Origin of the sequence: Liquorilactobacillus satsumensis DSM 16230 = JCM 12392 (assembly GCF_001435195.1) — a bacterium.
GTDB lineage: Bacteria > Bacillota > Bacilli > Lactobacillales > Lactobacillaceae > Liquorilactobacillus > Liquorilactobacillus satsumensis.
This window is the reverse complement of sequence record NZ_AZFQ01000022.1, coordinates 1-1,747: the sequence shown is the minus strand read 5'-3', so window position 1 is coordinate 1,747 and position 1,747 is coordinate 1. Positions and strand designations below refer to the sequence as shown.

Genomic DNA, 1,747 nt, shown 5'->3' with positions numbered 1-1,747 from the left:
GTAGACCTTTGAAAACTGAACAAAGTTTCGACAAATCAAATGTGTAGGGCTCTTGCAGTGCAAGAGCAAACATTTGCGAAGTCAATTTCGCTAGTATTAAATTAATGAGTCACAAACTTTTAAAATGAGAGTTTGATCCTGGCTCAGGACGAACGCTGGCGGCGTGCCTAATACATGCAAGTCGTACGCAGTTTCTTCATCGAGTGCTTGCACTCACCGAAGAAACTGAGTGGCGAACGGGTGAGTAACACGTGGGTAACCTGCCCAAAAGAGGGGGATAACACTTGGAAACAGGTGCTAATACCGCATAACAACAAAAACCGCCTGGTTTTTGTTTAAAAGATGGTTTCGGCTATCACTTTTGGATGGACCCGCGGCGTATTAGCTAGTTGGTAAGGTAACGGCTTACCAAGGCAGTGATACGTAGCCGAACTGAGAGGTTGATCGGCCACATTGGGACTGAGACACGGCCCAAACTCCTACGGGAGGCAGCAGTAGGGAATCTTCCACAATGGACGCAAGTCTGATGGAGCAACGCCGCGTGAGTGAAGAAGGTTTTCGGATCGTAAAACTCTGTTGTTAGAGAAGAACGTGTGTGAGAGTAACTGTTCATGCAGTGACGGTATCTAACCAGAAAGCCACGGCTAACTACGTGCCAGCAGCCGCGGTAATACGTAGGTGGCAAGCGTTGTCCGGATTTATTGGGCGTAAAGGGAACGCAGGCGGTCTTTTAAGTCTGATGTGAAAGCCTTCGGCTTAACCGAAGTCGTGCATTGGAAACTGGGAGACTTGAGTGCAGAAGAGGAGAGTGGAACTCCATGTGTAGCGGTGAAATGCGTAGATATATGGAAGAACACCAGTGGCGAAAGCGGCTCTCTGGTCTGTAACTGACGCTGAGGTTCGAAAGCGTGGGTAGCAAACAGGATTAGATACCCTGGTAGTCCACGCTGTAAACGATGAATGCTAAGTGTTGGAGGGTTTCCGCCCTTCAGTGCTGCAGCTAACGCATTAAGCATTCCGCCTGGGGAGTACGACCGCAAGGTTGAAACTCAAAGGAATTGACGGGGGCCCGCACAAGCGGTGGAGCATGTGGTTTAATTCGAAGCAACGCGAAGAACCTTACCAGGTCTTGACATCTTTTGCTAACCTGAGAGATCAGGCGTTCCCTTCGGGGACAAAATGACAGGTGGTGCATGGTTGTCGTCAGCTCGTGTCGTGAGATGTTGGGTTAAGTCCCGCAACGAGCGCAACCCTTATTACTAGTTGCCAGCATTTAGTTGGGCACTCTAGTGAGACTGCCGGTGACAAACCGGAGGAAGGTGGGGATGACGTCAAATCATCATGCCCCTTATGACCTGGGCTACACACGTGCTACAATGGACGGTACAACGAGTCGCAAGACCGCGAGGTTTAGCTAATCTCTTAAAACCGTTCTCAGTTCGGATTGTAGGCTGCAACTCGCCTACATGAAGTCGGAATCGCTAGTAATCGCGGATCAGCATGCCGCGGTGAATACGTTCCCGGGCCTTGTACACACCGCCCGTCACACCATGAGAGTTTGTAACACCCAAAGCCGGTGCGGTAACCTTTTAGGAGCCAGCCGTCTAAGGTGGGACAGATGATTGGGGTGAAGTCGTAACAAGGTAGCCGTAGGAGAACCTGCGGCTGGATCACCTCCTTTCTAAGGATAATTACGGAAACTGCACATTCGTCGAAACTTTGTTTAGTTTTGAGAGGTTTACTCTCA

1 rRNA gene is annotated in these 1,747 nt (G+C 49.9%); it reads left to right on the top strand.

Annotation, left to right across the window (positions count from 1 at the left end):
* Positions 1-120 precede the first annotated feature (120 nt).
* A 16S ribosomal RNA gene (locus tag FD50_RS02710) occupies positions 121-1,681 on the top strand.
* Positions 1,682-1,747: the final 66 nt, after the last annotated feature.